The 24,871-nt window shown below is 51.0% G+C and carries 13 protein-coding genes; 9 read left to right on the top strand and 4 right to left on the bottom strand.

Annotation, left to right across the window (positions count from 1 at the left end; genetic code table 11):
- Window positions 1-310: 310 nt before the first annotated feature.
- The 6 genes from K7P01_RS08225 to K7P01_RS08200 are packed head-to-tail and all read left to right on the top strand — an operon-like array spanning window position 311 to window position 13,489.
- Complete coding sequence (locus tag K7P01_RS08225) at window positions 311-3,508, top strand: SusC/RagA family TonB-linked outer membrane protein (RefSeq protein WP_267291719.1); 3,198 nt, start codon at window positions 311-313, stop codon at window positions 3,506-3,508.
- A gap of 10 nt (window positions 3,509-3,518) precedes the next feature.
- Window positions 3,519-5,465 (top strand): RagB/SusD family nutrient uptake outer membrane protein, encoded by a 1,947-nt coding sequence (locus tag K7P01_RS08220; RefSeq protein WP_267291717.1) that lies wholly within the window; start codon window positions 3,519-3,521, stop codon window positions 5,463-5,465.
- 36 nt (window positions 5,466-5,501) lie between these two features.
- A complete protein-coding gene (locus tag K7P01_RS08215) occupies window positions 5,502-8,375 on the top strand; it encodes a SusC/RagA family TonB-linked outer membrane protein (protein ID WP_267291715.1) in 2,874 nt (957 codons plus the stop codon).
- 26 nt (window positions 8,376-8,401) lie between these two features.
- Complete coding sequence (locus K7P01_RS08210; protein ID WP_267291713.1) at window positions 8,402-10,180, top strand: RagB/SusD family nutrient uptake outer membrane protein; 1,779 nt, start codon at window positions 8,402-8,404, stop codon at window positions 10,178-10,180.
- A 34-nt stretch (window positions 10,181-10,214) separates the two neighbouring features.
- Window positions 10,215-11,324: a DUF5627 domain-containing protein gene (locus tag K7P01_RS08205; RefSeq protein WP_267291711.1), complete on the top strand. Its 1,110-nt coding sequence runs from the start codon at window positions 10,215-10,217 to the stop codon at window positions 11,322-11,324.
- Between the two features lie 20 nt (window positions 11,325-11,344).
- Complete coding sequence (locus K7P01_RS08200; RefSeq protein ID WP_267291709.1) at window positions 11,345-13,489, top strand: endo-1,4-beta-xylanase; 2,145 nt, start codon at window positions 11,345-11,347, stop codon at window positions 13,487-13,489.
- Between the two features lie 53 nt (window positions 13,490-13,542).
- Here the strand turns inward: K7P01_RS08200 and K7P01_RS08195 are convergent, their stop codons facing one another.
- The gene (locus K7P01_RS08195; RefSeq protein WP_267291707.1) at window positions 13,543-17,670 is read right to left on the bottom strand and encodes a hybrid sensor histidine kinase/response regulator transcription factor; all 4,128 of its coding nucleotides are present in this window, start codon (window positions 17,668-17,670) and stop codon (window positions 13,543-13,545) included.
- Window positions 17,671-17,964: 294 nt separating this feature from the next.
- On the opposite strand from K7P01_RS08195, the gene K7P01_RS08190 reads away from it, so the two are divergent.
- Window positions 17,965-19,635 carry a glycoside hydrolase family 43 protein gene (locus K7P01_RS08190; protein ID WP_267291705.1) on the top strand — a complete coding sequence of 557 codons (1,671 nt, stop codon included), beginning with the start codon at window positions 17,965-17,967 and terminating at the stop codon, window positions 19,633-19,635.
- Window positions 19,636-19,653: 18 nt separating this feature from the next.
- On the opposite strand, the gene K7P01_RS08185 is transcribed toward K7P01_RS08190, so the two are convergent.
- On the bottom strand, window positions 19,654-20,004 hold the full coding sequence (locus K7P01_RS08185) for a hypothetical protein (protein WP_267291703.1): 351 nt from the start codon (window positions 20,002-20,004) through the stop codon (window positions 19,654-19,656).
- 13 nt (window positions 20,005-20,017) lie between these two features.
- Window positions 20,018-21,550: a SulP family inorganic anion transporter gene (locus tag K7P01_RS08180; protein WP_267291701.1), complete on the bottom strand. Its 1,533-nt coding sequence runs from the start codon at window positions 21,548-21,550 to the stop codon at window positions 20,018-20,020.
- A gap of 167 nt (window positions 21,551-21,717) precedes the next feature.
- Here K7P01_RS08180 and K7P01_RS08175 point away from each other — a divergent pair, with 167 nt between their 5' ends.
- Together K7P01_RS08175 and K7P01_RS08170 are read left to right on the top strand one after the other, a co-directional pair.
- Window positions 21,718-21,864: a nuclear transport factor 2-like protein gene (locus K7P01_RS08175; protein WP_267291699.1), complete on the top strand. Its 147-nt coding sequence runs from the start codon at window positions 21,718-21,720 to the stop codon at window positions 21,862-21,864.
- A gap of 229 nt (window positions 21,865-22,093) precedes the next feature.
- The gene (locus K7P01_RS08170) at window positions 22,094-23,986 is read left to right on the top strand and encodes an ATP-binding protein (RefSeq protein ID WP_267291697.1); all 1,893 of its coding nucleotides are present in this window, start codon (window positions 22,094-22,096) and stop codon (window positions 23,984-23,986) included.
- A gap of 23 nt (window positions 23,987-24,009) precedes the next feature.
- Here the strand turns inward: K7P01_RS08170 and K7P01_RS08165 are convergent, their stop codons facing one another.
- A complete protein-coding gene (locus K7P01_RS08165) occupies window positions 24,010-24,840 on the bottom strand; it encodes a hypothetical protein (protein WP_267291695.1) in 831 nt (276 codons plus the stop codon).
- Between the last annotated feature and the right edge of the window lie 31 nt (window positions 24,841-24,871).

Raw genomic sequence — 24,871 nt, 5'->3', positions numbered from 1 at the left:
TGTTTCGATGTTACCTGCTCGAAAAAACGTGTAACGTGGACGTAAAGATCATAGGCCTTTCTCGGTTCATATTTGGTTAGCAATCGTTTGCGGCAATCGATTGTTAAAACCGCCTAACCTATCATGAAAAGAGACCTCACGCAGTTCCCCCGCCTTTGTCGGCCTGCTGTTGCCCGGCAGACGGGTGCCCGCTATTCAAGAATCGTTACGGACCATCCAACGCTAACCCCCGATAAAATGAAAAAACGACGATAAGCGCATCCACCCGCGATCACCAAAATTTTACCCAAAACCTAAATAAGCATTCAGCATGAAAAAAGATTTACCAGAAACACTCCCTTTCCTCACAAAGTGTCTGGTCCTGGGCTTTTGCTTCCTATGTTGCTTTACTACAGGCGTCTATGCCGCCAATACGAAACATATTGCAGGCGAAACAGCCAGTAAAAATGCAGGGCCCGACGCCGTTCTGCAAGGCAGGATCCTGACAGGCACTGTGGTCGACGACGGCAGCAACGAAGGAATACCCGGCGTGAGCATTATCATAAAGGGCACCAATACCGGCACGGTCACAGACGCCGACGGTGCATTTTCACTGGAAATTCCGTCCTCGGAAACGGTGTTGATCATCACGTCCATTGGTTACGCCTCGCAGGAAGTGGAAGCCGGCCAGTTAGCGATCCTGCGTGTCAGGATGGTGGCCGACATCGGCACCTTGTCGGAGATTGTCGTAGTAGGATACGGCGAGCAAAAAAAGGAAAGTATAGTAGGTTCGATTACGCAAACCAGTGGCGCCGTATTGCGGCGCGCAGGAGGCGTTTCAAATGTGGGAGCTGCCCTCACCGGAAACCTGCCCGGCGTCGTCACGATGTCCAGCAGCGGGATGCCCGGCGAGGAAGACCCGATGATTTTAATCCGGGCTGCGAGTTCATGGAACAACCGGCAACCGCTGATTCTGGTCGATGGCGTCGAGCGTCCCATGCAGGGGCTGGACCTCAATGTCGTGGAGTCCATCTCGGTATTGAAAGACGCCTCTGCCACAGCGGTATTCGGTGTAAAAGGCGCGAACGGCGTCATCCTGATCACGACGAAACGCGGCAAGGAAGGACCCGCCCGGATCGAAGTAACCGGCAGCGCCACCGTGAAAGTGCCCTCCAAGCTTCCGAACAAGTATGATTCATATGACGCCCTGATGGCACGCAATGTTGCGATCGAACATGAACTCGGATTGTCGCCCAATCCCTGGTCATACATCAGACCCCAGCCCTTTATTGAGAAGTATCGCCATCCCGCCAATCTGGAAGAGGCAGAACGTTATCCCAATGTAGACTGGCAAAAGGAACTCTTCCGGGAGTACGCCATGGCGTACAACGCCAACCTGAATATATCCGGCGGTACCTCTTTTGTGAAGTACTTTACTTCTGCTGATTTTCAGCACGAGGGCGACCTTTTCAGAATGTGGGACAACGGCCGTAATTATGATGCCGGCTACGGCTATAATCGTCTGAACGTTCGCAGCAACCTCGATTTTCAATTAACGAAGACCACCGTTTTTAAGATAAACCTGGCCGGGTCGAACGGTGTTCGGAAAAGCCCCTGGAATCAATCCAATTCATCCGACTGGGCCGTGGCACAGCAATGGGCCGGCGCATACAACATCGCCCCCGATGTATTCCTGCCCAAGTATTCGGATGGTACCTGGGGCTATTATCCCGATATATCAAACGTAAGCAATTCTGCCGCGAACCTGGCGCTGGGCGGCGCCATGACGACGACCAACACCCGCATTAATACGGACTTTATACTTCAACAGGATCTGCATTTCATTACCAAGGGGTTGAACTTCCGGGGATCTATATCCTGGGACAATGCCTTTATAGAATGGAACCGGGGCGTCAACGACCTTTTTAATAATGCCCAGCAAAAATGGATCAACCCGCTCACCGGTGCCGCTACCTACAAGAGTGATTACGATCAGAATAACCATTTCGATTTTATGCAGGGCGTGCTGTGGACAACGTCCGGGGGCGAGGTGCGCAACAACGACACCCAACGCAACCTGAACTACCAGATTCAACCGAACTGGTCAAGAAGCTTCGACAAACACAACGTCTCCGCCATGGCGATGTTTATGCGTCAGGAACGAGCCACGGGAAGTGAAATGCCGCGCTATCGGGAAGACTGGGTTTTTCGGGCCACGTACGACTTCGATGGCAGATATTTTGCGGAATACAACGGCGCCTATAACGGTTCCGAACAATTCAGCAAAGATTATCGGTATGCCTTCTTCAACTCCGGCGCAATCGGGTGGATGATCTCGGAAGAAGCATTCCTGGAAAACCTGCGATTCCTGGATCTCCTGAAGTTCAGAGCGTCCTTCGGCGCAATCGGCGATGACAACGTACGCGACCGCTGGCTATACATGACGCAGTGGTCTTATGGCGGTAACTCGTCACTCGACGTAACGCAAGGAACCAGCCCCTACCCGTGGTACCGTGAAGCGGCCATCGGAAACCCCGATGTGCGATGGGAAACGGTCCAGAAGCTGAACGTGGGGGTGGACTATGCATTTTTCAACGGACTCTTTTCGGGCAGTGTAGATTTCTTTCGCGACAAGCGCATTGACATTCTCGTGAATGGTGTGGACAGAGCCGTTCCTTCCTATTTCGGCAGCACGCCGCCCACGGCCAACCTGGGCACCGTGAAGTCGCAAGGCTACGAGCTTGTGCTGAACATCAACAAGACGTTATCCAATGGCGTGCGTGTGTGGGCCAACCTGAACATGACACATGCCAAAAACAAGATCATCGATCGCGACGATCCGGAATTGTACCCGGCCTATCGGAAACAGGCTGGCTATGCCATCAACCAACATCGGTCCTGGGTAGATGCAGGCTACCTGAATTCGTACGACCAGATTTACGGAAGCCCGCAGCACAACACCAACGATGCGCAGAAACTACCCGGAAACTTCTATATCATCGACTTCAATGGCGACGGTATTGTCGACGACTCAGACCGGATCCCCTATGGCTATTCCGACGTTCCGCAGAACACCTACAGCGCAACGGTCGGCATGGACTGGAGAGGCTTCAGCGTTTTCGCGCAGTTCTATGGGGTGAACAATGTTACCCGTGAAGTTCCGCTGACAAGTTTTGCGAGCGGCCTTAACACTGTTTACGACAGGGGCACCTGGTGGTCGAAAGAAGCCCCCCATGCGGATGTTCCCGTACCACGCTGGTTGTCGACCCCCAGCTATTACAACGGCACCCAGTTTTTGTTTGACGGATCCTATGTGCGGTTAAAGAATGCCGAAGTTGCCTATACCCTGAATGAGAAACAGCTTCGCAAGACGGGCGTCAATTCCCTGCGCATATTCCTCAATGGCAACAACCTGTGGGTCTGGTCGCGCATGCCCGACGATCGGGAATCCAATTTCGCCGGTGCAGGTTCGCAAGGCGCGTATCCCACGGTGAAGCGTTACAACGTAGGTATCAGACTTACACTTTGATTGAAAACCCATGAAGAAGATCTATAAAACACTGCGGACGAGCACCCTGCTCTTCGCCACCGCCGTTGCGCTTTTGTCATGTCAGGATTTCCTGGACAAAGAGGCTGACGCGATCGTAGCCGAAGGTGAAGCGTTTAAAAACTTCAACAACTTCCAGGGGTATATAGAAGAAATATATAACTGCATTCCTGACAAGGAAAAAAACTATTGGACCACTTCCTGGAACTGGGGTGACGATGAGGTTTTTAACCTGGAGGGAAATTGGCACATGACCAACCAGGTCGATCTTGGCAATTTCTGGGCGTGGCAGGCGGGGCGACTGAGCCAGCCCGGCGCGTGGCTGGACAAGCCCACGACAGATCCCACGTCGACCGACAAATTTAATCACGCCTTATGGCCCCATGCATGGTATAGTATCCGCAAGGTAAACATTGGTCTTGCCAATCTGGATAAGCTTGTATCAGCCTCGCAGGAAGAGCAGGACCTCATCGCCGGACAGCTCTATTTCTTCCGGGCATGGTGGCATTTTGAAATGATGGAATACTTCGGCGGACTTCCCTACATCGACCAGGTCCTGCCCGCAGATCAGAGTCCCATGCTACCACGGCTCAGCTACCAGGAATGTGCTGATAAAGCCGGCGAGGATTTCGCGAAGGCTGCTGCATTGTTGCCTATCGATTGGGATAAAACTTCTGTGGGGGGTAACACCGCCGGAAAAAATCAGCTGCGGATCAATAAAATCATGGCGCTTGGGTATCTGGGCAAAAACTATCTGTGGGCGGCCAGTCCGCTCATGACCAACGGCGCTTCTGTCGGCGGGGGAAATACATATAATTATGACGCGGAGTACGGCAAAAAAGCCGCCGAGGCCTTCGGACAGTTGCTGGCGTTGGTGGAAAGTGGTCAAACCCAGTATTCGCTGGCGCAGTTCGATTACAAAAACATTTATGATCACGTAAAGGCCGACGGTGCCACGTCGCGTTTCAGCGACATATTCTATACAACCGGGCAAAACTGGCTCATGCCCGGTTCTACCGAGGCCATTTTCCGCGGCCCTTCCACGGATGTTAACGGCAGCAACTGGAATACAACAAAGACATTCGGCCCGAAAGTAGCGGGTATGATTGAGCATGATAATATTATTCATCAACCGACGGCAAATTATGTAAACTTTTACGGCATGGCGAATGGCTTGCCGCTGAATGACCCCGCGTCGGGATTTGATCCGGCCTATCCTTTCCGCGACCGTGACCCGCGATTTTATCACGACATCGTCTTTGACGGATTTAAATATGTCAACGCCGCGATGCCGTCCGACATGGAATATCTGCGCTATGCCGGCCTTCATACCAACGGCACCATGCGCGCGCCAACCAACGGTAGCCGTACCGGCTATTTCATTCAAAAGCTCGTTCCGCATACCGCGAACAAATACGATGGCGCCTACAATTGGAGTGGCAATCTTCACATCTACCTGCCCTATATGCGCCTGGCGGACATCTACCTGATGTATGCCGAAGCCTGTGCGGCGTTCGAAGGCGCCACGGGCAAATCGACAAATTTCACGAAGACGGCGGAAGGTGCTATAAACACCCTCCGGGACCGCGTGGGCGCCGGACACGTCCACGCGTCGTATACAGGCGACCGCGCCAGCTTTATCGATGAAGTGCGCCGGGAACGTGCCGTGGAATTGTCGTTCGAAGGATTTCGCTTCAATGACCTGCAGCGCTGGCTGCTGCTCACCGAACCCCCTTACAACGTAAAGACTTCGCAGGAATTCGACCGGCTCGAGGACGCCGACTTCTTTCAGACAAACGATCCCCGCGAAGCGCGGGTAGCCAACTTCCGGGAGGTTGCCATCCTGACGCGGCAGTTCGGCACGCGCCACTACTGGTTTCCGCTGAAAGTCTCGGACGTGTCGCTGTATCCGGAGTTTGCACAGAACCCCGGCTGGTAATCGCTATCATAGGCCCCTGGATAAAAAATATACCACATGAAATATTATATACGAATAAGTTTCATTTTATGCGCCGCGTGGTGCCTCCCCTCCATCATCGTCGCGCAGGACGTGGAGGGTGACAACGCCGACTCGACCCTGGTTGGCCCTCAACCGGACGCGTTTACACACCGCGGCTTCCGTCAGGTCGCGCAAAACGATATTCCCAACGGTGTGTCGACGGTGAACGTGGCAAGCCTCCTGGAGAAGAACTATACAACCTATAGCCTGGACAACATGGAAGGCCTCATCGGCGGTTGGACCGGCAATTCGATGTGGGGCATGGGTGAGTACCTGGTGTTGGTAGACGGCGTTCCCCGCGATGCAAACAACGTCATGCCTACCGAAATCGAGCAAATCACGTTTCTGAAAAGTGCATCTTCCGTATTGCTCTATGGCAGCCGCGCCGCGAAAGGGGTGGTGTACATCGCGACAAAGAGAGGCAAGGCAGAACCGTTAAGCGTGAATGTTCGTGCCAACACCGGCTTTCACGTGTCGAAACGCTACCCGAAATATCTTGGATCTGCCGAATACATGACACTCTACAACGAAGCGCGCACCAACGACGGTCAATCCATTCAATATACAGATGACGAGATTTACCACTATGCCTCCGGCGCGAATCCCTATCGTTATCCGGATGTCGATTATTATTCTTCGGATTACCTGAAAAAAGCATACAATCGCACCGACGTTACCACGGAACTAGCCGGCGGCAATGGTTGGTCCCGTTTCTACACCAACATCGGCTATCAACGCCAGGGCGATGTGTTTGATTTCGGAGAGGCTAAAAACAATTACACGGACCGTTTCAACGTCCGGGGCAATATTGATCTGAATATCACCTCGAAGATCACCGCATTTGTAAACGCAAACGCCACGTTCTACAATGCACGCAGTGGCAATGCCGCCGATAGCGATCCGAACAACGCCAACAACACCGATAACTACTGGACATACGCGGCGACCGCACGCCCCAACCGCGTGGCGCCGTTGATTCCGTTGGAATACATTGACCCCAATGCGTTAAACGCTCTCCGGACGATAGGCGGCGGCAGTACTATCATCGACGGTAAATACTTCCTGGGCGGTTCCCAAACAGATCTTCAAAATGTCGTTGCCGACTATTATGCCGCGGGCAGCAGCAAATGGACAAGCCGTCAGTTTCAGTTCGATGCTGGACTGAATTTCGATCTGTCGAACGTCGCCAGGGGACTCACGTTCCACACGCAATACGCGGTTGACTATGCCACCGCGTACACGTCGTCGTATAATAATTCCTATGCCGTATACGAACCGCTGTGGTCCGATTACAATGGCGACGATGTTATTGCCGAGCTCACCAAGTATAACAACGACCGGAAGTCGGGCATTCAGAATATTACCGGAAGCAGCAACCGGCAAACCATTGCTTTCACCGGTTATTTCAAGTATGTATCGCCGCTCAGGGACGGGCACCACCTGGAGGCCAAACTTTTGGCAACCGGCTTTCAGCAGACCCGCTCACAGGTATATCATCGCATCGGCAATGCCAACCTCGGGCTGGCCGTTGACTACCATTACCGCGAAAAGTATTATGCGAGCGCGGCCATGGCGTTAGTTCGTTCTGCAAAACTGGCGGCAGGCAACCGCAATGGCCTTTCCTCTTCCGTGACGGTGGGCTGGAATCTGAGCAAAGAAGGCTTCCTGGCGACGTCCTCCGTGGTGAATGATCTCACCGTGGGCATTTCCGGAACCGTTTTAAAAACCGACATGGACATCAACGAGTATAACCTTTCGGAAGCGAACTATACGCAGGCAAACGGCGCCTGGTGGGGGTGGTATGACGGGGCCGTCGAGCGCTCAACCAACTCCCTGCGAGGAAGCAACAGCGATTTGGATTTCGTCAACCGCAAAGAAATCGCCGCCAGCGTCAGGACATCGTTATGGCATGATTTGATTACGGCAAACGCTTCGTTCTTTATCAGCACGATGGAGGGCCTGATCATTCAGCCTGCAACGCGCTATCCAAGCTATTTTGCGACCGGCTTTCCCGACGCTTCCTTCATGCCCTTCGCGAATTATAACAATCACCAGCGCAAAGGCATTGACTTCGCGGTAAATGTTAACAAACAAATCGGAGACGTCGGGTTTTCGTGGGGATTGGTGGGGATGTATTATAAGAGCGAAGCAACCCGCGTCGATGAGAATTTTGAAGACGCCTATCGAAACCGTGCCGGCAAACCCCTGGATGGCCTCTGGGGATTACAGAGTGACGGATTGTTCCGGGATCAGGCGGAAATAGACAACAGTCCTCAACAGAAATTCGGAGGGACCATACGCCCCGGCGACATCCGGTATATAGATCAGAATAACGACAATAAAATAGATGAGCGCGACGAAATTTTTCTCGGACGCGCGGATTGGAACGGCGCCCCGTTTACCGGCGGTGTCAATGTCACGGCCCGCTGGAAAGGTTTTACCCTATTCGCCCTCGGCACAGTCCATGTTGGCGGATACGCCCTGAAAAATAGTTCGTACTTCTGGGTGTATGGCAATCGAAAGTATTCGGAGGAAGTTCGGAACCGATGGACGGAAGAAACAAAAGAAACGGCCACCTATCCGCGGCTGACGACAGAGAACGGCATAAACAACTTCCGCAATTCTGACTTCTGGCTGTACAAAACCAACCGCTTCAATCTTGCCCGGATTCAGATTACCTATGCCGTGCCGCATACCATCCTGGAGAAGTCTTTTGTAAAAGACATGTCGGTTTACATCAGCGGCGCAAACCTGTTGACGCTTTCCAAAGAACGCGCGATTCTCGAGATGAACACCACCAGCGCGCCTCAAACACGGTTCTACAACCTCGGTGTGCGAGCAGCATTTTAGACCCTTCACAAAACAGGAATTACACGATGAAAAATCCCATAAAACTACTGGCCCTCCTCCTGCTGGTTACCGCCTGTGAGGATGTCTTTTTTCCGGCCAAGGAAAATATACGTGGACTCGATGCCATGTATAAGGAGCCGGGCTACGCCCAGGGCATTCTGGCAAATGCCTACATTCTCCTTCCATACTCCGCCTCGCCCGATACCGATGTGGCGACCGATGATGCCGTCTCCAACAATATCGATAACGCCTTTTTGCAAATGGCCTCGGGCGCATGGTCGGCAAACAACGACCCCACGTCGCAATGGCAGGGACGAAAAAATGCCATACAATACCTCAACCTGTTCCTGGCCAACGCGGACCAGGTAGCCTGGGCAAACGACGAAACCATTCGCAGGTTGTTTAACGATCGTCTGAAGGGCGAAGCCTATGGACTGCGCGCGCTGCAGATGTATCATTTGCTGCTCGCCCACGGCGGCTGGACGCCCGAGGGACAATTGCTCGGCGTGCCCATTGTCAACGAACCCGAAACGCCGACCGCTGATTTCAACAAACCCCGAAACACCTTCCAGGAATGTGTTGATCAGATTTTAGAAGACGCCGACCAGGCACTGGCGCTGCTGCCCCATGACTATAAGAAATTCACCCAGGCAGAAATTCCGGAAAGATACGCGGGCATCGAAGGCCTCACGGCTTCCCAATATGAACGTGTCAACGGCGAGCATATGCGCGGCCGCCTATCCGGAAGGATTGTCGAAGCCATCCGCGCACAGGCGGCGCTGCTGGCGGCGAGTCCGGCATACCGTGCCGGAACCAATGTTACCTGGGAAGCCGCCGCGAACTATTCCGCCCAGGTGCTCAATGGCATTGGCGGCGTCGCCGGTCTGGCATCGAACGGTGGCACCTGGTATACCGCCGATTCCGGCGTGGAGCAACTGGCATCGGGACAAACGCCTGCCGAGATCATCTGGCGGAGCGATGTTACACAGAGCCTGGACCTGGAACGGGACAACTACCCGCCGTCCTTGTTTGGAAACGGCCGGGTCAACCCCAGTCAGAATTTGGTCGATGCGTTTCCCATGGCAAATGGTTATCCGATCACGCACGCATCCAGTGGCTATGACGCGAACAATCCCTATCAAAATCGCGATCCGCGCCTTACAAAATATATTGTTGTCAACGAAAGCCAGCAAGGCCCGGCGGCCGATGTCATCATTACCGGTACGTACGGCACGAACAACGATGCCCTGAACCAGGAGAAAGGGTTCTCGACCCGTACCGGCTATTATCTGAGAAAGCTGCTGCGGTCTGACGTCAACCCCAATCCGGCCTTTAACACCACGCAAAAGCACTACACCGCGCGCATCCGCTATACCGAGATTTTCCTGGCGTATGCAGAGGCCGCGAACGAGTCCTGGGGCCCTACCGGCACCGGCGCGAATACATACTCGGCCTATGATGTCATCCGGGCCATTCGTCAACGCGCCGGCATCACCGGTGGCGACGCCTATCTCGAATCGATAAAGAATGATCAGGAACAAATGAGAGCGCTGATCCGGAACGAACGTCGCCTGGAGCTGTGTTTTGAGAACCATCGCTTCCGGGATATTCGCCGGTGGAAAGTAGACATCGGCCAGTTGAACGAAACCATCCGTGGCGTCGAGATTTCCCAATCCGGCAATTCGCTGCACTACGCCCCCGTCAACGTAGAAACCCGAAACTACCAGGAGCATATGTATCACGGCCCTGTTCCGTATGGCGAAGTCAATAAATGGAGCTTGCTGCAACAAAATGCAGGCTGGTAACGAGTGGAGTCATAAAGATGATAAAGAACAAAATATGAAATGGTATACTATACAATCGATCGTGTGTGGCGGGCTTCTGTTGGCATTGACGATGTCGTGCGAAAATCAGGAGATTGAATTCGCAGACTATGACAAGAGTACCGTGTATTTCGCCTATCAATATCCGGTAAGAACCATCGTGCTCGGAGAAGATATCTATGACACATCCCTTGACAACGAACACCGGTGCGAGATTTATGCGACCATGGGCGGCGTGTATGAGAACAGAAAAAAGATCGACATCGAAATTACCGTGGATAACGCCCTGTCAAATAACCTGTTTTTCGACGACGCCCGTACCGCTCCCGTTCGGTCCATGCCCGCAAACTATTATACCCTGGCAGGAGACCAGATTTCGCTGGATCACAAACTGCAGGGCGCCGTCGGCGTGCAGCTTACCGACGCATTCTTTGCCGACCCGGATGCCCTGCGAAATACGTATGCCATTCCCCTGCGGATGGTAAATGTCACCAACGCCGATGCCATTCTTTCCGGCACAGCCAAGGTGGAAGGCCCCGACCGCGTGAATGCCGCACACTGGGACGTTCAACCGAAAGACTACGTCCTGTATTTCGTGAAATTCATTAACCCGTGGCATTCAAACTATCTGCGGCGCGGTAAAGATGAGATCACCGTCAACGGGGCAACGTCCACGGCGACGCGTCATCAACCTACGGTGGAAGCGGACGAAGTCCGTGCGCTGAGCACGTTGTCGCTGCAAGAGCTTGCCTATCCGCAGGACTACAAATCATACGCCGGGCTGAATCTCAATTTGTCGTTGAAGCTCCGTTTCGATGAAAGCGAAAAGTGCACCGTCGCACCCCTGACGGCAGCATACGATGTGAATGATTCCGTGCGCGTGTACAACATTACGGCGACCGGAAACGGCGCTTTTGTAAAGAAAGGGGAGAAGAAGAGCTGGGGCAACAAGGATCGGGATGCATTATACCTGGAATACAACGTCAGCTACCAGGTCGAAACCCGGTACCCGGGCCTGGGACTTCCCGACAGACTTGATGAGGTTCGTTACGTCACCCACGATACGTTGGTCGTTCGCGACCGGGGCGTCAAGCTGGAGGTGTTAACGCCTTTTTATAAAGAATAATACGGATAAACAGAGACGCTATGATACGCTCGAAAAAACTTTGGATAACCCTGATAGCTGTTTCGGCGCTGGCTTCCTGCGCCGATGAGAGTAAAGTATTCTTCAACGCAAAAAAGCCGGACAACCTGGCACAGCTGGAATACCTCCGCGAATACGATGTGCTGAAGTCATACGTGGACCGCGGGGCCAACCCCGACTTTAAACTGGGTGCCGGTATATCCGTCGGCGACTTCACAAAAAAAGGAGTAGACTATAGCATGATTGTGTCGAATTTCGATGAAGTCGTGGCCGGTTGGGAAATGAAACACGGCGCCGTTGTTCAGGATGACGGAAGCCTCAATCTGGCCAATGTCTCCGGTTTGCTTTCGACAGCGAAGGCCGCTAACGTGTCGGTGTACGGTCATACGTTGTGCTGGCATGCCAATCAGAATGCCGGCTATCTGAACGGTACGATCGCACCGACTGTCATCCCCGGCGGCGGCGGACCCTCGTGGGACGTCGTGACCAGCGCAACCTTTGAGACGGACGATGAATCCAACTTTACATCAAACGCCGAAGCCGTGCGAAGCTTTTCCACGCCCGGGGCGGATGGAACAGGCCGTGCCTTGAAAGTCACCAACGCCGAGGTGCGGCCCAACGATTGGAACAGTCAGTTTTTTGTCACGTTTTCCCAGCCGACGGCAGTAGGAGAGAAGTATATGCTCAGCATGGACGTTCGGGCGGACGCCGCGGCGGCATTCTCCACCCAGGCCCATGTTGTTCCCTATCAATATAAACACTGGGATTTCTTCGGTCAGGTTAACGCTACCGAAAGCTGGACAAACTTCACCCGGGAAATAACGATCACCGCAGAAACTTCGGGGGTAACGGCCATCGCCTTTAACCTCGGAACCACCGCGACAAGCTATTACTTTGATAATGTCACCGTGAAAAAGTTTAATGAAAGCGGCGGTGGCGGACCCACGTGGGATCTGATGTCCGGGAACGACTTCGAAACCGACAGCGAATCCAACTATACATCCAATGGCGAGGCAGCCAGGAGTTTCTCTTCACCCGGTGCAGCCGGCGCAGGTCGCGCGCTGAAAGTAACCAACGCGGCGGTACAGGCAAACGATTGGAACAGTCAATTCTTTTTTACGTTTCCCCAACCTACGGCAGTGGATGAAAAATATACCCTCAGCATGGACGTTCGCGCAGATGCCGCCGCCGCTTTTTCTACCCAGGCGCACGTGGTTCCCTATCAGTACAAGCACTGGGATTTCTTCGGTCAGATCAGCGCCACGACCACCTGGGCACCATACGTCCGGGAAATAACGATCACGGCAGAAACGGCCGGCGTCACGGCCATTGCCTTTAACCTGGGCAATACGGCTACGAGCTACTACTTCGATAACATCACGGTCACGAAATACAACCCCGACGGTGGCGGCGCGCAGATCATTGAAAAAACGCCGGAGCAGAAGCGGGAGATTATCCACCATGAACTCGATCGATGGATTGCCGGCATGATGGAAGTATCCAAAGAGTATGTAAAGGCATGGGACGTAGTGAACGAGCCCATGGATGATGGAAATCCCTATGAACTGAAAACCGGCGTGGGAAGGGACCTGAACGAAGACGAGTTTTACTGGCAGGACTATTTGGGTAAGGATTATGCTGTCGACGCGTTCAAGCTTGCCGCCCAGTATGGTAATGCCGCTGACAAGTTATTTATCAATGACTACAATCTCGAGTATAGCCTCGATAAGTGCAAAGGGTTGATCCAATACGCCGGGTATATCGAAAGTCAGGGCGGACGGGTGGATGGCATCGGCACACAAATGCACATCAGTACCGATGCAGACAAAGAAAAGATTGTGGCCATGTTCGAGCTGCTCGCGGAAACGGGCAAACTGATCAAGATTTCCGAACTGGATATCGGCGTTGGCGTTCAAACAGACAAGGCCACGGACGAACACTATAAAGCCCAGGCGGAGATGTATACATTCGTGGTAGAGAAGTATTTCGAGATCATTCCGGCGAAGCAACAATACGGAATCACCGTCTGGAGCCCGCGGGACAGCCCGACCGGCTCGTCCTGGAGAGCGGGCGAACCCATCGGATTATGGACAGAAGGATATGCACGCAAAAGGGCGTATGGCGCCTTCAGCGACGCATTAAAATAAATGGTTTTTTTACCGGGTTAGTATCGGGCGTCACGTTGTGACGCCCTTACTTTTTACGTGGGAACGCTTCGGTCCGCAAGCTTTTTCTCTTTGGCTGCATGGAGGTGATTTTCCATGTACTGCGAAGGCGGCACACCATAGAAATCCTTGAACGAATTCGAGAAATGTCCGATGTTGACAAAGCCCGTCGAAAAAGCAACCTCGGTAATGTTCATCTGTTTTTCCGAAAGCAATCTGGCGGCTTGCTGAAGACGAAGGTTCCGAATCAGGTCCCGCGTAGTCTGGCTTGTCAATTCTTTGAGCTTGCGGTGCAAATGTACCCGGCTGATGCCTACTTCCCGCGATAACATCGCTACGTTCAGTTCCGGGTTGGATATATTCTTGTTGATCGCGTCCATGATGCGCGTCAGCAACTTCTCATTCGCGGAAGCCAAGACGATATCCTGTACCTTATCTTTCTGATGCTGATTTCCGGTGAATTTGTTGCGCAGGATTTCGCGGGTACGGATGACATTCTGGACGGTCTTTCGAAGAATTTCCACATTGAACGGTTTCTGGATGTATGCATCCGCCCCGATTCCCAATCCTTCGATCGTATATTCTTCTTCCATTTTGGCGGTGAGCAGAATGACGGGAATGTGATTGATGTTTACATTTTGCTTGATCTTTTGGCAGAGCGTGATGCCATCCATTTCAGGCATCTTGATGTCGGAAATGACGACATCCGGTGCCTGTAGCAATACATAAGACAGTGCTTCTTTTCCATTCTTGCACGTTGCCATGTGGTAGTCGCCGGCCATTTCTGTTTGTATGTAGTGCCGGATATCGGCATCATCGTCCACCACCAGAACCCGATAGGTACTTTTTGACTTCACTTTTACCGCTGGAGCATCCACGACTGAAATCGCATGCGTCTCGCATGCATGCATCGGTTTTTGTCCCGTCTCCTGGAGCTTGATCTCGCCGTCATTCAAATGCGCCCTTCCCAACGGCACGCGGAAAACAAATCGACACCCCTGGCCGTTTTGATTATTTTCAGCCCAGATCCTGCCGTGGTGCAGCGCTACAATGGAACGCGTCAAATGAAGGCCGATCCCGGCGCCTGAGCTAACGCTGTGGTGACTGTCGCGTGCCTGATAAAAGCATTCGAATACCTTCTCCAGCTCTCCTTCTCTGATCCCGCTTCCCGTGTCGGCGATGTCAACCTGCAGATATTCCTGGGGTCCGGTAGCTGCGCGTTCTTCTGTACACGTGCTCAACGTAACATGGATCTTTCCGCCGATGGGCGTGAACTTGAGGGCATTGGCCAGAATGTTCAGGATCACTTTGTCAAAATTAAAAGGATCGACCCATGCGGTAAGACTTTTGGCATGATGTGTAAAGGAGAGGTCAATCTCCTTCATCCGTGTCTGTTCATCGAATGCGCGGCATAGCTCTGCGATAAACGCCACCATTTCTGTTTCCTGGAAGGTCAGCACCATCTGACCGCGGTCAACGCGTTGAACATCCATCAACTGATTTACAAGACGCAGAATGCGATCCGAATTTCTCTCCATAGCAGCGTACGAACGTTGACGGTCACGATCTTTGTCTTTGGTGATGAGTTTCTTCAGCGGACTGAGGATCAGTGTCATGGGCGTACGAAGCTCGTGGGCTATGTTAATAAAGAACTGGAGCTTTGCTTCGTTGAGCTGTTTGGCGTGGATATGTTCTTGAATCTTACGCTTCGTCTCTTTACGCTGCCTGATCTGGTGGGCGATAACACAGGCAATCGCCAACGCCAGAAATCCGTATAACAGTTTTGCCCAAAACGAGAAATACCAGAAGGGGTGGACGATAATGGAAATGACCTTCACTTCCGAATACGTGCCGTAGTCTTTTGCCCGCACCCGAAACGCGTAGGTACCCGGCGACATATCACTGAACGTAACGGTGTTTTTTCCTGGCGGGAGCTCGATCCACTCAGGGCTTCCCTGCAAGGAATACATGTACGCGATGCGGTTTGGATTGTTGAATTCCATGACGGAAAATTCAATGGTGAAAGAATTGTCTTTCTGCGAAAGCTCAAACACGCTGGCATCCATCACCGCCGCGTCTACAATGTCGCGTGTCCCGGACTTCATTCCTTTTTTCACGGCCTGGTTGTGAATGTAGAAGCCGGTCACGCGCACTTCCAGTTTCTTCGTCTCGTCCGTTAGTTGCGTCGGATTAAAAAGCGTGATGCCGTTGATTCCGCCGAAGAGCAACGCGTGCGCGTCGGCATACGCCGCGCCCGAAAATTCATTGCCTTGTAAGCCGTCGTCCTGGTAGTAATTAACGATGCTGTGCGTTTTTGTATGCACCCGCGATAGTCCGTAGTTGGTGCCGATCCAAAGGTGGTCCTGTGTGTCATGCAGCACGGCAGAAACCACGTTGCTGGGCAAGCCATCGTCCATCGTCAGTTTCATCAACTGACCATCCGTTGTGCGATAGGAGATGAGGCCCTCCGAGGTTCCCAGCCAAAGTGTGCCCTCCGCGGCCTCATACACGGTGTGTACAATCACGCCGGGAAGTATCTGGCTTGCGCCATGAAAAGCCGAGTTGAACTTTCCTGTTTTTAGGTCAAGACATCCCAGTCCGTCGGCCGTGCCGATGTATACGCGCTTGTCTTTCTTGCTCACAAAAACCGAATTGATCCAGTCATTGTGCAACACATCGAGATCGGGGCGATACCGGGCTCCTACCGCTCTATACTGCCGTACTTCGGATGTTTTTAAGTCGAGCGAATAAAGCCCCAGCCCCATCGTTGCAATCCAAAGATGTTTTTCATCATCTTCGGCCATCTCAAATACTTTGGGCAACTGGCCGTCGCCGCGTGTGAGCAGCTGGTTGATATACCGGCACCGCCCCGTGGCACGGTTTACGATACACAAGCCATTGTCGTACGATCCCAGCCAAAGGTTTTGGTCGGAATCTTCGTAGATGTCCAGGATCGTCGCCGGTACACTTCCGACCTCGCCGGAAGGTTTATAGTGTACTTTTCGGTTTCCGAGGCTGTCCAGGCCATACACACCGTCGCCGTCTGTACCCACCCACAGCATGCCCAGCCGGTCTCTGTGTAGCGCCGTGATGTTCGCGGAACCGATCACATCATTCTGAATGGAGCGGTGGCCATAGTATTGAAAACGTTTTGTCCTGGAGGGCAACAACGCGATGCCCTTTTGAAATACTCCGATCCACAGATTGCCGGCAGCGTCCTCGCACAACGCGTGAATTTTAGTTCGTGAAAGGTCGATGGTGCTGACGGTGAAATCGCCGTTCGAGAGTTCCTGTTTTTCGGGGTCAAACACTTTGAGGCCCCGTCCTTCCGTACCGATCAGAATTCTGCCGGCACGCGTCAGCGTTAGCTTTGTGATCGGTAATCGTGATGCGGTTGCCAGGGTGGGGGTGAACGTGTTGGTTTTTTTGTCGTACGTGTAGAGCCCCGTGGTGCCGCTTCCTGCGTACAGGTTTCCGTGCGCGTCTTCGCATAGCGTAAATATATTTCCATTGTCTCCGGCAATGTCGGGTTGCGTGAGCTGGTTGCGTGCATCGACCCGGAATAGACCTTTATCTTGTGTGCAGATCCATAAATTTTGATGCGTGTCTTCATAGAGCGTCTTGATCAGATAACTCGGCATCGGGTTCGCCAGTTGTTGCGCGACCAATTTTCCGCCATGCGCCCGGAGTGCAAAAATCCCATGACCGGTCGTCCCGATAAGAATGTCGCCATTTTTCCGCTCTATAAAGGATGTGATGTGCGCCGGAAACGGATTGCCGTTTAACAGCAGCAAAGGTATAGGCTGAAATCTGTCAAATGCATGGTCATAGACCTGCAGGCCGTTGACCAGCCCTATAAAAAGTCTGCCTTTCCGGTCTTCCAGCACCGACCTGACGAAATCGTGCAGCAACGAGGTGCTGTCATTCCGGTTGCTTCTGTACACGGTGAATTTTGATCCGTCATAGCGATTTAACCCGTTGTCTGTCGCCATCCAGATGACCTGGTGGTGATCCTGATAAATATCGTGCACCATGCTGCTCGAGAGCTCAGCGTCCACCGTAAATAACTTTCCGGGCTGTGCATAGCCCTGGAGAAATGTAAACACGAAGAGTATTAAAATGGGGCACTGGCGTTTCACGATCGTTACGGTGGCAGGGGACATTTGACTATACGTTAACAATGTTCTCGATAGTTTTTCAGACGGTGACTGGCCGCGCTCCAACCGTTACGTTATACATCGCCCGCGGAACATCACCGTACTGTTCTTATGAATTTAATGATCTGATAACCAATTTCATAACTTTATGTTACATACGGAAAAATTTCTGTAACAAGCGTGTAACGGTGCGGCGTCTGTTTAGGAATATATTTGATCATACCAGTCTGTTGCGGTGATGCGGCTGCGAAGTCAGGCCACGCATACTCCCGCGATGGGAATACCGTAATGAATGAACATATGAAGAGGATTCTTGTTTTTGCCATTATTTTTAGCGGGCTGCAATCTTTTTATGCCCACAGCCAGCCGACAACGCTGATAAACCCGATCCTGGCAGGATTTTACCCGGACCCCAGTGTGATAAAAGTGGGGACCGATTATTATTTGACGAATTCTACCTTTTCCTATTTTCCGGGACTTCCGGTTTTTCATAGTAAGGATTTGAAGAACTGGAAGCAGATCGGCAACGTCATTAGCAGGCCGTCCCAAATGAATTTTATGGGCCACCGCATGACGAGAGGTTTATTTGCTCCGTCGATCAGTTACCACGATGGGCTATACTATGTTGTTTGTACCCTCATCGACACGGGCGGCAATTTTGTTGTGACGGCAAAAGATCCCGCGGGACCGTGGAGTGATCCAACGTTTCTTCCGGAAGTGAAAGGAATTGATCCTTCTCTTTATTTTGATGATGCGAAGGCGTACATTCTGTACAACAGTGATGCTCCCGACTATAAACCCTTGTATTCCGGCCATCGGACAATCCGCATGTATGAATTCGACCCGGTTCATCGCAAGGTTGTCGGCGAAGAGAAAATGCTGGTGAATGGTGGTGTGGATATTTCCAAAAAGCCCGTTTGGATCGAAGCTCCGCACATACTCAAACGAAACGATTGGTATTACCTATACGCCGCAGAAGGCGGCACGTCGGTTAACCATTCCGAGGTAGTCTTGCGAAGCAGAGACGTCTGGGGGCCGTATCAACCCTATGAGCGAAATCCGATACTCACGCAACGCCACTTACCGGCCGATCGCAAGGATCCCATTACGTCGGCGGGCCACGCACAATTTGTGGAAGCACCCGATGGAAAAACCTATGCCATATTTCTGGCCGTAAGGCCCTATCGCGATAACTTTTACAATACAGGGCGGGAGACCTTTATTGCACCCGTGGAGTGGATAGACGACTGGCCGGTGGTTGATCCTGTCCACCCGGAGTTGCAATACCGTTATCCCGTCGCCTACGGTGAGACGAAACAGGCAGACGCACGTCCACAGAGTGGAAACTTCCAGTATACTGTCACGTTCGAAAGTCAACTCGACCCGTCGCTGTTGTTCTTGCGAACAGTGGACAGCACCTCCTTTAACCTGACGAAAGCCAACGGTCTCACCGTAACGCTGAAACCGGAAACATGTATGGAGACGGGCAACCCCTCGTTTATCGGAAAGCGCCAGCAACATCTGTATGGCAGTGCCGAAACGGCGCTGACGTTTACAGCGAAATCAGATCACGAAAAGGCAGGGTTGGTGATCTTTCAGGACGAGCGGCATTTCTACTACCTGTGTAAGTCGGTTGCCGATGGGAAGAACGTCGTTCAGCTTTACAAAAGCCCGGCAGAAGGGAGTGCGATGGAGTTGCTGGCCCAGGTCAATGTTCCTTCAGGCGCCGTGCTGCTTCGCATCAGTGCCGAAGGTGAGCGCTATAGTTTTCGTTACGCGCTCAGCCCCGGAAAATGGAGTGTGCTGAAAGACAATGTCGACGGTACTTTTTTGAGCACACAGGTTGCCGGAGGTTTTATTGGGTGCGTGTTCGGCATGTACGCGACGTCGTCGGGACAGGAGACGTCAAACAAAGCATCGTTCCGGTATTTAAAATATGAGGGGAAGGATCCGGTTTATGATCAGCGGTAAGAGGCGATGGCTTTTATGCTATTTATCTTCGTCATCTTCGATAACGTAATAATCAGTATCGTTTTCGTCAAAGTACTTGGATAGATCGGGAATCGGTTCATAGCCCTTGATGACACAGTGATCTATCAGGATGTCATAGTCTGGCGGATTGTCGTTTCCGCAACTTGGGCATTTAGTGTCTTCGACTATTCCGTAAGCCATTATTTTCTTTCGGCCGATGGAGTTCTTTCCAGGTGCATCGAGTATAACGTCATGAATGTTGTACCTGTGCTGCCAAACTTCTCCAGCTTTGAATTGCAGATTGGCGGGGTATGTATTGCTGCAACGCGAACATTTTGCGGTAATTGCCAGTGTATTAAACGCTCCCATATTTTAAATCATTTTAATCAGCCGCAACCCTATATTCCGGATCTTCGATCACATTCACATCGATGACCGACGCTGCATTTTTCAACAACGTTCGGCAGTCTTCGCTTAAGTGACGCAAGCGCAACGTTTTGCCCGCCTTGTGATAACGCTCTGTCAACTTATTCAACGCTTCGATGGCGCTCATATCGGCCACCCTGCTTTCCTTAAAATCCACCACGACTTCGTTGGGATCATTTTGAATATCAAATTTCTCCAGGAATGTACTCACCGAACCGAAGAATAGCGGTCCGAAAATCTCATAATGTTTCACGCCGTCGCTGTCGGTATACTTTCTGGCGCGGATGCGTTTCGCGCTCTCCCAGGCAAACACCAGCGCTGCCACGATGACGCCGATCAACACGGCCAATGCCAGGTTGTGTAGCCAGATCGTAATAAGCGCCACCAGCACGCCCACAACGATGTCGTGTTTCGGCATTTTGTTGACAATCCGTAAGCTGATCCATTCAAATGTACCGATGGCCACCATGATCATCACGCCGACTAACGCGGCCATGGGCACTCGTTCGATAATCGGTGCGCCAAACAGAATGATCAGCAGAATGGTGACCGCGGCGATTATACCCGACAGGCGTGCCCTCGACCCTGCGGAAAGATTGACGAACGACTGCGCTATCATCGCACAACCACCCATGCCGGTAAAAAATCCGTTTACTATGTTTGCCGTTCCCTGGGCTACTGCTTCTTTGTTGCCCCTGCCTTTAGTGCCCGTGATTTCGTCCACCACGTTCAGTGTCAGCAAGCTCTCGATCAATCCTACACCGGCCATGACCAGCGCATAGGGGAAAATGATTTGCAGGGTGGCTAACGTGAAGGGCACAGTCGGTATGTGGAAGGGTGGGAAGCCACCGCTGATGCGGGCGATGTCTTGCACGGTCTTCGTATCGATCCCCAGTCCCAGGACGATCAAGGAAACAACGACGATCGCCACCAGCGAAGCCGGCACGGCTTTGGTGATTTTCGGAAAATAGATCACGATCAGTATGGTCAGCGCGACCAGGCCCAGCATCGTCCAAAGGGCCGTGCCGGTAAGCCAGGTGGTTCCGCTTGCGGACGTGATTTTGAATTGCTCGATCTGCGCCATAAAGATGATCACCGCCAATCCATTCACGAACCCATACATCACGGGCTGCGGCACTAACCGAATAAATTTTCCAAGCCGGCATATCCCCACCGTGATCTGCAACACACCGGCCAGCGCGACCGCGGCAAATACATATTCCACACCATGCGCCGGCACCAGCGCGATCAGGGTTACGACCGTCGCGCCGGCACCACCCGATACCATCCCGGGGCGTCCACCTAAAACGGCTGTGACCAGCCCCATTAAAAACGCTGCGTACAATCCGGTTAACGGCGACAGACCCGCCAGGATGGCAAACGAAAGCGATTCAGGTATCATCGTCATGGCAACGGTCAGGCCGGACAAGACTTCTGTTTTGTAGTTTATTTTCTGACGGAAGTCGAATAGATTGACGAAAGGCTTCATGGACGGTGAATCGTGAGGCGGAAAGGGGCAAATATACGGGGGAGTAAGAATTATCATAAATCCGCCCATGTTTTGTCGTGATAACGTGCTTGTCAGAAAGTAAAAAGGTAGACCTTGGTCTGCGAAAAAAGCGCAAAAAATGGATACCGCCGCCAATAAGAAACTCAATGCAGCACCTGTTTGAAGAGTTTTCAAAAGGCAATGATACGCCCTTCGTAGAGACCATGGCCGACGATATTCAATGGATATGGATGGGATCGGGACTATGGTCGCGTACATTCGACGGGAAGCAGGCCGTGTTGGATGAACTATGAAGCGCCGTCCGGACGACCTTAAAACCGCCGTATAAAGTATTTGCGCACCGTTTTATAGCCGATGGCGATACGTTGTTCCGAGGCCTTGATACCGCAAATAGGCTACATCATAACCCGAATGCAAAGTAAATACGGCTAACTAAATCGCTGTAAAAAATTTCCAACATTGTTGTATGATATTATCTTCATGATTCAAGAAGGTATTTTTCCTGATCTCAAGACGACAAATATGGAATTGGTAATTAATAAACTGGAGGGGTATGCTGGGCTTCGGCTCAGGAACAATCAGCCGCTTGCTTTTAAAGAGGGTATCAATCTTCTCGTCGGACGAAATGGCTCCGGCAAGAGTAATATATTGAAGCTTATTCAAATGGCTGCCAGCAACCTTGGTGACTTAAAGCCGCGAATTGAATCCTCCTACTTCCAAGAGAAGTATAAACTGATCGCGGAAGAAGGACTCAATAAGATTGTTGATAGATTTGGGGTGATTGAACTTGTTCAATTTTCAATAGACGGCCGGGATGGAAATATTAGTATGTCTTTGAAGGATGTGCCAAATGATAATGTGGCAAAAAACCTGCTCAATGACGAAAGCTATTATCTCGGACATATAAATTTGCTATGCCGCTCGGTAGATGCGGTCTTTCGGCTGATATCTTCGAATGTCCAAGCGCCCAAATTCGAAATGTCGGGTTATCCCGCAAGTACTCGCCTTTTTTCAAACGATTCAAACAATGGCGCCCATCAAATGATGCAGACGTCGATTGAAAGCGTTACTCTTTATATAGGGAATGCACTAAAAGAATTCTATTCCAGTCAAGGATTTAAAGAACAGATCGAAAAACTCGAATCATCCATCAACGACACCTTCGAACGATTCCTTGGAAATGCCGACAAACGGATAAAGATCAACTTGTCAGAGATCACTACTTCTGGCCTAGTTTCATTGGTCCTTTGGGATCGTGACAACAGGATTCAGTCGGAGGCATTAAGTACGGGGGAGTCGACACTTTTTAATTTCATCTTTGCATTAAATGCCGCGAGCCTGGGCCGTTTTGATATTTTATGCTTCGATGAGCCAGATGTACATATGCACGATGATATGATTCAGGTGCTCGTAGACGAAATTTCAAGAATATCTTCAGCGCATAACAACTCCATTATACTTGTCGCTACGCATTCGACAGTCTTGATTGAAAAATTGGCCATATTGAGTGCGATTGATTTAAATATTATCACGATCGATAACGATCGCGAAATTAGCAGCTCTAATGATGATATTGAGCTCATCCGGGCACTCAATCGAAACGGAGTCTCGTTCTCTCCTCTGATGCTCTCAAGACGACTTAATATATTTATCGAAAATCACTTGGCGAATGGACGGGATCATCGGGATTTTTTTGCGAAATTTTTTCCTAAGGACGAACAGCCAAACATTATTCCTATTGGTACCTCTGGAAATGTAAATGATAGCGATTCTTTCACCGAAACATTTGAGGATATTTTGAAGACAACCGGTATGTGTTCCGTCGGAATTCAGGATGGCGATGTGTGGTTTAAAGTTCTGATGGGGAAATATTTTGAGGGAAAAGTTGAGCTCGCGAACCTGACCTCTGAACTCGCCAACATCGATACCGAAATATTTAACCCAGATCCAAAGAACAAGCGACGGTTTTGCCTCAATGCCTGGGAGGTCGAGAATCTTTACCTGAAAAATGAACTTTTGGAATGCTGGAGTAATCGGAACGGGGTTGTTTTTGGCGAGAAACAATATCAATCTTTTCTAAAGGACAACCGATCGATAATTCAGAAGGCGTACTATAAAACATATTTCAAAGATGTTTCGGGATCTAAATTGAGAAATGTTAGTTCTCCTGATGTCGCGTTGGAAAGTTTTGAGGAGAAGGTCGCAAGAGATAGAGAGCGTTTCGCGAACACGCAACTGCCAGAAAGAATGAATAAATTGATCGATGCTCTTTTTACGCATAATTTAACACAATGGCTGCCGGGAAAAGAACTAAAAAATTGCCTTAAAGACAATGGATACAACTTCGACTGCAGCAGCCTTGATTTACCGGAGACCAAGCTCGGTAGATCCATCCGGAAGAATGTATTTGCGTAGGCGTCATTGTTTTTTAGCAATAATTATTGCTTCCATTCGTCCGGCCATTCTCGCGGAGGACCCTTTGAAGTCTTGCCAGTACTATGTAGATATATGCCTTGTAAGTTCTCCTGGCTGTCGTTTGGCCAATAAATTTCTATTCTCCGTTTAAATCCGTTGTTAGCTGATTCGATTCCAGCAGGATGATACATCCCAAAGCTTGGACCACCAGGTGTTCCTAAGAGAAGATAAAACCGAACATTATTTAAGAGAAACTCCACTCCCAAAACATCGCCATTCTCCATGAGAGGCATGAAACCAAACGAATGATCTATTTGAGTTAATGGTAATGGACTAATGTATAAGCCCCAGTTGTGAGGAAATGGCATATTATTGAATAGAATGTCAACATAGAGATCTTTTACTGTACCCGAGAAATTTGCAATTTGATTCGATGCAATAAAGCCACAAAGTACTTTGAGCATCCATCGTTCCAAATCGTAACCGCAGAAGTGGGCGATATTGCTCTCTGGTTTTGCTGAAATTAGATTTTGGTCGTTGTCAATGAGCGTCTTAAAAAATCTACCCATCTCGGAGTCGAACTCCGACAGAATACTATTGTGAGTTGAACACAGGATATTCGACTTTAATGTGTTCGTCGGCAGCAGGCCAAAATGGCCCTTCTTTTGCCAAGGCAAGCCAATGATCTTTACCTTTCCGTTTTTCTCAAGACTGCGAAGAATTACATGTGAAATGACATGTTCTCCTGAGATTTTTGTTGAACAATTGCCGGTTCCTTTGGCGTAGCACTTCTCATGTTGATAGCGTGTGTTTCCAGGCTTCTGGATCTGAATGCATTTGATTTTATTTGCCATAGACGATGTTTCGATATAATTCTGTGACACC

The sequence above is a fragment of the Parachryseolinea silvisoli genome, from assembly GCF_021190955.1.
Classification (GTDB): domain Bacteria; phylum Bacteroidota; class Bacteroidia; order Cytophagales; family Cyclobacteriaceae; genus Ohtaekwangia; species Ohtaekwangia silvisoli.
Note: the sequence above shows the minus strand (reverse complement) of the source record. Positions and strands in the feature narration are given on the sequence as shown.

What these genes read in the sequence shown, in the direction of transcription:
- K7P01_RS08225 (WP_267291719.1), top strand. Translation starts at nt 311, where the DNA reads ATGAAAAAAGATTTACCAGAAACACTCCCTTTCCTCACAAAGTGTCTG.
- K7P01_RS08220 (WP_267291717.1), top strand. Translation starts at nt 3,519, where the DNA reads ATGAAGAAGATCTATAAAACACTGCGGACGAGCACCCTGCTCTTCGCC.
- K7P01_RS08215 (WP_267291715.1), top strand. Translation starts at nt 5,502, where the DNA reads ATGAAATATTATATACGAATAAGTTTCATTTTATGCGCCGCGTGGTGC.
- K7P01_RS08210 (WP_267291713.1), top strand. Translation starts at nt 8,402, where the DNA reads ATGAAAAATCCCATAAAACTACTGGCCCTCCTCCTGCTGGTTACCGCC.
- K7P01_RS08205 (WP_267291711.1), top strand. Translation starts at nt 10,215, where the DNA reads ATGAAATGGTATACTATACAATCGATCGTGTGTGGCGGGCTTCTGTTG.
- K7P01_RS08200 (WP_267291709.1), top strand. Translation starts at nt 11,345, where the DNA reads ATGATACGCTCGAAAAAACTTTGGATAACCCTGATAGCTGTTTCGGCG.
- K7P01_RS08195 (WP_267291707.1), bottom strand. Translation starts at nt 17,670, where the DNA reads ATGTCCCCTGCCACCGTAACGATCGTGAAACGCCAGTGCCCCATTTTA.
- K7P01_RS08190 (WP_267291705.1), top strand. Translation starts at nt 17,965, where the DNA reads ATGAAGAGGATTCTTGTTTTTGCCATTATTTTTAGCGGGCTGCAATCT.
- K7P01_RS08185 (WP_267291703.1), bottom strand. Translation starts at nt 20,004, where the DNA reads ATGGGAGCGTTTAATACACTGGCAATTACCGCAAAATGTTCGCGTTGC.
- K7P01_RS08180 (WP_267291701.1), bottom strand. Translation starts at nt 21,550, where the DNA reads ATGAAGCCTTTCGTCAATCTATTCGACTTCCGTCAGAAAATAAACTAC.
- K7P01_RS08175 (WP_267291699.1), top strand. Translation starts at nt 21,718, where the DNA reads ATGCAGCACCTGTTTGAAGAGTTTTCAAAAGGCAATGATACGCCCTTC.
- K7P01_RS08170 (WP_267291697.1), top strand. Translation starts at nt 22,094, where the DNA reads ATGGAATTGGTAATTAATAAACTGGAGGGGTATGCTGGGCTTCGGCTC.
- K7P01_RS08165 (WP_267291695.1), bottom strand. Translation starts at nt 24,840, where the DNA reads ATGGCAAATAAAATCAAATGCATTCAGATCCAGAAGCCTGGAAACACA.